At 43.8% G+C, this 7944-nt stretch carries 6 protein-coding genes; 1 reads left to right on the top strand and 5 read right to left on the bottom strand.

Annotated features, from left to right (window positions below):
- Positions 1-473 precede the first annotated feature (473 nt).
- Entirely contained in the window at positions 474-1715 is a 1242-nt protein-coding gene (locus ACUVXA_RS00230; protein ID WP_445869213.1) for a hypothetical protein, read from the top strand.
- A gap of 462 nt (positions 1716-2177) precedes the next feature.
- Here the strand turns inward: ACUVXA_RS00230 and ACUVXA_RS00225 are convergent, their stop codons facing one another.
- From ACUVXA_RS00225 to ACUVXA_RS00205, 5 genes are all read right to left on the bottom strand, one after another.
- Positions 2178-3743: a hypothetical protein gene (locus ACUVXA_RS00225; RefSeq protein ID WP_445869212.1), complete on the bottom strand. Its 1566-nt coding sequence runs from the start codon at positions 3741-3743 to the stop codon at positions 2178-2180.
- A gap of 5 nt (positions 3744-3748) precedes the next feature.
- Positions 3749-4630, bottom strand: a complete 882-nt coding sequence (locus ACUVXA_RS00220) for a hypothetical protein (protein WP_445869211.1) — start codon at positions 4628-4630, stop codon at positions 3749-3751.
- A 69-nt stretch (positions 4631-4699) separates the two neighbouring features.
- On the bottom strand, positions 4700-4834 hold the full coding sequence (locus tag ACUVXA_RS00215; protein ID WP_445869210.1) for a hypothetical protein: 135 nt from the start codon (positions 4832-4834) through the stop codon (positions 4700-4702).
- On the bottom strand, positions 4831-5280 hold the full coding sequence (locus ACUVXA_RS00210) for a hypothetical protein (RefSeq protein WP_445869209.1): 450 nt from the start codon (positions 5278-5280) through the stop codon (positions 4831-4833). Before ACUVXA_RS00210 ends, ACUVXA_RS00215 begins: the two co-directional genes overlap by 4 nt.
- Positions 5280-7931, bottom strand: a complete 2652-nt coding sequence (locus tag ACUVXA_RS00205) for a M28 family peptidase (protein ID WP_445869208.1) — start codon at positions 7929-7931, stop codon at positions 5280-5282. Before ACUVXA_RS00205 ends, ACUVXA_RS00210 begins: the two co-directional genes overlap by 1 nt.
- Positions 7932-7944 lie beyond the last annotated feature (13 nt).

Raw genomic sequence — 7944 nt, 5'->3', positions numbered from 1 at the left:
CCAGCAGGATGCCGAACACGATGTTGAGAAGGTCGCGGACCAGGGGGTTTAACAGAAACCAGTAAACATCCATCACAAATCAACCTCTCCCCCCTCTTCTCCAAAAAAGGTATTTGAACCCCACGAAAAGCAGAAAATCCGGGAAGGGGAACCTGAACCGAAACGTGATATATTCTTTCCTGTAGAATAGGGGCGCACCAGGCTGCACAGATTTAAAAACCTCCATTCCGGGGAATGGAAGGAGAGGCTTCGATAGGACGTATACTATGCAAGTGCCCGGTGCGTCGTCACTAGTTGCTCTAAGAGCAACATTTTCCAGTGGCAACCATAAGTACTGTAAAATCTTTTAAAAACCCCACAAATTCCTACTTTAAATTCCTCGAAACTTTGGTTGGGGATTACTTCCCTTTTACGAAGAGGCTAGGGAATGGATAGCAGATTGGGTTAAAGTAATACCCGAAATTGGGGAAGTCTTGTCTTACATTGTTCGTAGTGTTCCGCTGATGCCTACGGGTATACCGTTTAGTAATCAATTCACCGTTGATAATACTGATGACCCGCTTTTACAAGGTATAGGTGGAAACTTTTCGATAAACTTGGATTCTAAAGGGTTCTATACTATTAATGGAACCTCTGTTGGTTGGCAATTAGTGTATCCTGAGCTGATGGCTATAAACGCGATTAATAGTGTCAAAACTGTTATAGGTACTATAATTTCATCTCTCAACTCCACAATATATCAGATACTTTCTAACACAACAGATAACATCGTAACAAACTTTATCACGAATTATGTCGCGCCAGTAATGTCTCTAAGTACTCAACAATTCATTGATATCATGAATAACGTCACTGATTCAATGACTCAAATGCTAATGAATCTATACGAAGCACGACTTAGTTTTCCTGACGAGTTCACCATATCCCTCAAATTCTCAATTGGAGGTCACGACATAGATGAGAATATTACTATTCCTATACCTGTAGAAATACAAGAGGTAGTAAAACCTGCGACGATAGTAGCACAATCTGATGATTGGTTAGCTCCACGTGCAGCAATTCTACGTTACGAGGCAGGGAATCACAAGGCGGTTTACTTCTCATTCAAACCCTCATTGGAAACTGATACTGATGGTCCTTGCAAACAGATAATGTCTAATGCTTTAAGGTGGGCGAGCCAAGCACCCGTCCATCCTGAAACAGGTGTAATTGCGAATCTGAGGATACCGAAAATCCTGATTGATCAGGCGAGATTATTGCTTAATTTGTCAACATCTGTGGGTTCAATTCAGCAGATAAGTGATACTATTCACGAGGATAAAACCTATTCTTACCTTCTAAACTTGGAGTCATCTCATGCTGTAGTCGTTTACTGGTATGGATTCCAAGCTCAAGTGAATGCTACCCTCGGAGATAACCAGATAAACGCAGTAAAGATATCGGACGGTAACTGGCATGCGGCGATTATAGATATTCCCGAAACTGGAACCTGGAACATAACCATAAGGATGGGTGAAGACGACCCGCTACTATCTCCTATGGCTATAGAGGTAATCAATCAGAAGAGTGTTCCAGAAACAACTACTCCTTTGTTGCTCCTTGCCATCATTGGAGCCGGTCAGGGTAACTTCCCAGTAGGCATAATCGCTTTAGTAGCGGTAGCAGCAATAGGTGTCGCGGTAGGACTAGTTATTTACTTTAAAAAGAAGCGATAAACACTAAACCAACCAAAAATTCTCCCCTTTTTTTATTTCCCATGAAAATCATTTTCATTCTCTTTCTAGAACGCTTCAGCGTATGTATGTTTTTTAAGCGAGAGGAGGTAATGTGAGTAGGATACCTATCATAATTAAGTAGACCTTAGGCGTAGTTAATACCTTCGGAAATTTTTACCGTTTTCAAGCGTCTTTTATCACAGTTCTTGCATTTTTCGGTGAGACCTCTGAAGAATTTTAGAATTTTTCGCACCATTTCTGAACGAGAAATAATTACGCCTAACGTCTAGTGTTTTTAGAGCCTTTTTTCTCTTTTTTGTAATTCTCATTTTTAATCCCCGATAATTTATGCTAGAAACACTTAAACTCAGTTTGCGTTAGGGGTCGTTGATGATCTTCAACTCACCCTATTGCACCTTTAAAAACCAAAAAATGGGGAAGTGATCTAGTGTGGAAAGACCGCTAGTGTAGCTGTGTGGATTCTGTGTATTCTTCCAGTGCCTGTTCTCCTTTCAGGGTCAGGGAGTAAACTCTTTTGGTTCTGGACTTCCACACTTCCAGAGTTTCCTTGAGATATTCCAAGTCCTTGAGCTTCTCTATGAGATATCTTAGTTTCTCCGGGTCGACTTCTACCTTCAGGCTTTGGACAATGTTTGTCAGGGAGAGCTGAGGATATTCTTTGAGCAGTTCCAGTATCTTTACCGCGCCCCCAATTTCGTTTCTTAAGTCCCTTTCAAGCATTGTTGATGGTAAGCTTACCGCAGTAATGTTTTGCGGGGGGTATAGCTCTTCCAGTCTCTCTCTTATCTCTTGATCTGAGGGTATCCTTGATGTCACGCCCTTACTATAGTGTAGGGTTACGGGGAATCCTGTTGGTAGGTCTGGTATGTGGAATAGGGCTTCTCCCTCTTTCAGGTACTTGAAGTAGGTTCCTTGGTAGAGTCTTTCCCTCTTGAGCGAATGTATTCCGGGGGCGTTTTCCTCCAGTCCCATGAGGTCACATGCCACTTCGATGTCTTCGCTGGAAACGAGTTTGTGGAATATCTGGGTCTCTATCATTGGGCGGACCGGCCCGTATACTAGTCTGGGTAGACTGGTTGAGACGTGCAGTCCCACCTTCATGTCTTTGAGACTGTCCACCCACCTAGTTAGTGATTCCTGGAAGTAGACCTGCTGGGTTCCCCAGCCGAACCTGATGTTTTTGAAAACCTCCTCCGCATCCTCAATAAATATAGAGTACATTCCACTATCCGTTGCCAGTGCTTTGATTATTATTAATCCCTTGAAGAAGCTTGAGAAGAGTTGATCCTTTTGGGAAATCTCGATAACCGTGGGGTTTGAGGTTAGGTCTCGGAACGGCATTGTTGAGCGCCCGTTTATGGTGGGTGATTCTTCGGAGAGAACCAAGCCCGTAACACCCCGTATTAGTCCCTCTATTTCGCTTCGCTCCTGTGTTGTCCGTAGCTTGGATGAGCTCTGGTTAATCAGGGCATTTCTCAAATCCTCCAATGTGGGAACCGCGCCCTCCTCCTGCTTTTCGTAAACGCTCCTTAGAGCCTCACTTAAACCTATACTCTGTCTGTTGGTGAGATCCCATAGAACCTGAAACAGCCTAAGAAGTAGGGAAATGTACTCGGAAATGCTTGAGCCTTCGGGGTCTAAGGGATTTATGCAGATGCTTTTGCTGGGGTACACCCGTGTTTCCGGATTCATGTTTATTAGTCTTCGGAGCTGTTTCTTGGTGTCTATGATTAGGTAGTTCCAGTCGAATTTGGAGGCTTCGAATATTATGCTCAGGTTTGTTGCGTTGCGTTCCTCTTGGCTTCCCCCGGCCACCATGATGCCCCGGGCCAAGTGATTTATTTTCAGTCCTATGTCTACGTCTTGCTTGTAGGTTTCGGTTTCAATAACCTTGCCTAGCTTGAAGTCGTATTCCACGGAGGGGCTTACGAATTCTGCGGCTGGTTTCACCGTTAAGCCTTTGGTCATGAAGGTTGCGATGTCTACGAAGGTTGGAGCTGTCTCCAACCCGGTTAGAAAAAATGGGACACTGCTCCCCCGGTCAGCATAGCTCTAGTAGCATCTAGTAGGGATTCGCCCACTAGGGGTTCGATTTTGCAGTGGGGGTAGGAGTTCTCAAACGCTGTGGCCAGTGTGAAGGCGTTCATTTTCACTTCTTCGACCAGCTTTCCGATTGAGTGGTCGAGTCTTACTGGTGCTATTGTTTCTTTCTTGGTTCCCAGAACTATGCGGGTGGTCCAGACTCCTCCCTCGCCCCAGAGCCAGGTTTTCCTTCTTGAGGTGTCTCGTCTAGCGATGGTTCGTCGGCTGCCTTCTTCTAGGTTTGGTAGGAATCTCACTGTTCTCTCAGACACTGGGCTGCCCTCTACGAAGTAGATTACCGGTATTTTTTGTAGGTAGAGTGTTCGGAAGAAGTAGTTGAAGCTGCCCCTTATGCTCAAGGGGATCTCTTCTAGCTTCATCATGGCGTATGCGGCTAGTTTGTAGTTGTCTCGCATGATTAGAACCGAGTCTTCGCCCTCCATGAAGAAGAATGACACATCGTGTAAAGGGTCGACCAGTGAGAACTTGTCCTTACTAGGCCACTTTCCATGGCTTAATAATTTGAGGAATGGCGCTGCGAACCTGGGACTGACTGCACACATTGAGATGTAAGTGCATATAATAGTGGCGATTATCCAGTAGGGGTATTGGAGATAGGTTTTTGAAATAAAGTAGGATAGTAGACCCACGGTGGCAACGACCATGAACTTGCAAACATTTATCAGGCTGAATAGCTTGGCGTTGCGATCCGCCCACTCGGCGTAGGATTTAATGAATTCTTTTCTTTCTTCTGATTCTCCGGTTTCTGTTTCAATCTCCAGTTCTTTGGCTTTTATTTTTTCAGTTGGCACTTCTATCTAAACCTCCTTAATTCCTGATTACCATAATATGAGAATGTAAGAATGATTGTGGATTTTATCTTAAACTTCCAGAGGATTTAACCGCAGAGGGCTCACCGCTTCGTTCCCCACAAGAAAAATGTGATCGGCGAACAAGACGCTCAATTTCTGATACTTATCCTTCCTAGCGGCGGCTCCATTTTTAATAATTTTCAATCTTTCACTCTCCAGTATGATATTGCTACTAGAATAATGGCTGCTATAATCATGATAATTAAAATCCAGTCTTGAACGGGTAAAGCCCTAATCTCGATGTATACACTCAAAACCGATAGCAGGGAGGCTGTGCCTAAAAACAAGTCTACTGCTACAGAGTTTAGAGCTTTAATGATTTTACTCCTTGGTGTGGTTTGGCTGATCAGCCATAATAATGCCCCTTGATCCCCTTCTTCTAATGCTTCGGCAATCTGAACATAGGGATTAGCCTTTTCCGACAGTTGAAGCTTTGAGGGAATCAAGGGCAACATTTTTGACTCTTCTGCCCCCACAAGCGAGATAGCAACCTTTAACCCCAGAAACACCATGAAAAAGCCAATAACAAGTATAATTCCGTCAAATAGTAAAGCTCCTATTATCCAGTTTAAGAATTCTTCTCCCAACACTATTCAAGCCCTCCTTCAAATTCACTTATGTTATCAGAATGGTTTATAAGCGTCTCATCCTGATTTCCAGTAGTAATAGCTCTGTTTACCATCATTTTTCTGGTTAGTTCAAGAAGGTCTTTTTCAAATAAGATCGGTTTGAGTGAGAAGACTTTAATCTGTGATTCCTCACTTTTATTTTCAATTTCGATTATCATCTCGGAGTTATAGAAGCGGTTTTCAGCCTTTTCCCGAAATCCCCTCTTTTTTAGATACTCTCTTAGAACCCCAATTATATCAGAGTCTAAAACCACGGTTTTAAAGTAACTTCGCCTCTCCCTCCTCTTGGTCTCCCTAAACCTTATCTCCTCAGGCAGTTTAACCAGGTATATCTTTCTGTAGATAAGAAAGCTAACCGCCAAAATAGCAATTAGAGGTATGATGTAGCCCAAAATTAGGCTACTCATTTCCAAGTATATCCACATGGGTGAGAAAGATACGGTCTGATACGCGCCCTGAACCAGAACCGTTAACATGTGAAAGCCTTGATCGTAAGGAGATGCAGGGTTGTAAACCGCGGGAACATAGATTACCACCGATTGGTTCGGATGTAGATTTATCCGATTAAACACCTGAAGTTCGGGGATGAAAATACCAAGATTTTGCTCCGAGGATGATAAACTATCAATTCTTAAAGCCAAAACAAAAAACTGGTTCTGAACTGAGAATAGAGGGGAATAAGCCTGAACCTTAAACGGCATTAACACGCGAATTACTCGGGTAGCGGAAACTGTGCCACTAGAAGCCGTAAAAACACATTCCCCCAAGTCTAGACTAAGACTAACACTAAAAAAGCCGTTCAAAGTGGAAACAGGGTTTCGGAATACTTCCTTCCCATTTTGAGTAATGGTCAAGTTTACTGTGTCAGCCTTAACTATGTCCCAGCTTAGAGCGCTTCTTATGGCCATTGTGAGGTCGTTTATCTGCCCGGCCACAATTCTTGTGGATTGAAGCTGTAGAATGTACTCTTGTCCCTGGGCGCTCCAGAATATCAGGTTGCTTAGAACTTGTTTTCCCTTATTGCTTAGATTTGCAGGATTGTCCCTTCCCACGTAGAAAACATACTTTAAAGACTGGTTACCGTAGTAGAACCCTAACCAACAATCACCCCCATACTCTAGAAACGAGAAAAGATTATTTCCCGTGGTAATCAGGGTGGATTGGCCTCGGTTAATCATAACAGTGATGTTCTCTTCCACATTTTCCCATATTGGATGGTAGAACAAATCCACTCTGGTTAGAGAAACAATATCAGTATAAGAAGTGATGCCTGTAACTTGGGCTCCTAGACTGTTGAGCAATCGCACCCCGCTCTCCCCGGTGCAGATGATAGGTTTTCCCAATGCAATTAGGTTCTGTAACTCGTTGGGTTTAAAATCTAGCTCCGGTCCGATTATTATCACGTCAGAACTCGGACTAGCTAAATATTCAGTATAATCTTTTTCAAAGAGGTTTATTCCGTATGGATTAATGCTTGCTAGTTTATACCACTCATTTTTATAGCTGGGGGAGCTTAGCGGAAGAGTGAAGAATTCTCTCACCATTGCTCCGGTAACAATTTTAGTAACGTCATTAACAAAAGTGTAATCTATTTGGGAAGCAATGTCACGCTCGGTGAGTCTATCGCTCAAAGTGATATTCCAGTTCCCCTGGGATATGGTTACCGTGGGTAGAACTGATTGTAGTTTCCACTCCGAGCAGAACTGTTTTTGAGCCTCCGAAATCGTTGATGCCCTAGGATTGGTCTGTGACACAACACTAACACCTAGATCGGATGCGGCGCCGATAAGGGAGGTTGTGTGTGAGAATACTGGGAGGATTGAGTAAATGGTTATGTTTCCGCGTGGCGCTCCGTATGGTGGCTCCCCAAGCGTGTCTAGGTATATTACTCTTTTTATGTTTGAGAATTGGGTGGTAAATAGGCTATACCCTTGATTGATTAGTTGTTGGGAACCGAACCAGTGCTCTATGGTGCTGTTTCCCTCCTCTCCGCTTAAAAAGACGAAAACCAGAGTCCTCTCAAGGTTCACATCTGCGAGTAATCTTGCGGTTTCAAGAAGCACCGCCACACCGGCAGCGTCGTCAGCGGCTCCGGGACAGTTGGTGTTCTGAATTCCATAGACTGTTGTTCCGATTCGAAGTGCTCTTATTGAGTCGTAGTGACAGGCCAGGAGAATAATTTCTGGTGAGGAAGAGGGTTTCACACAGTATATATTCTGGGTGATGTAGGGGGTTCCCTGCCACATAATCGTGAAGTAGTCTCTTAGTGGGGTGTAACCGTAGGATTGGAGCTGTGTGAAGATGTAGTTTGCGGAAGTGTTGCATTCTGGTTTTGAGGGGTGTCTGGTGCCTAGACCAGAGAGGTATCCCACTGTGTCTTGTAGATTAGCTGGGAGAGAACTACTTGTAAAGTATTTTTCCCATTTTTGCACTGTGGATTGATTGGTAAGGTAAGCAGCATTCACCACCGATTTCGGAACATAACAGGAATTAGCATTATTACTTGATTGAGCTGTGAAAGCGGGGGACGAGCTAACGCTCGCAAAAAGAACGGAAACCATTAGGATGAGAATGAACGAAACCAGTATCAGAGTTGCTCCCCGTTTCCACATGACTAATCCTCGC

It is taken from the genome of Candidatus Jordarchaeum sp. (genome assembly GCF_052745115.1).
Note: the sequence above shows the minus strand (reverse complement) of the source record. Positions and strands in the feature narration are given on the sequence as shown.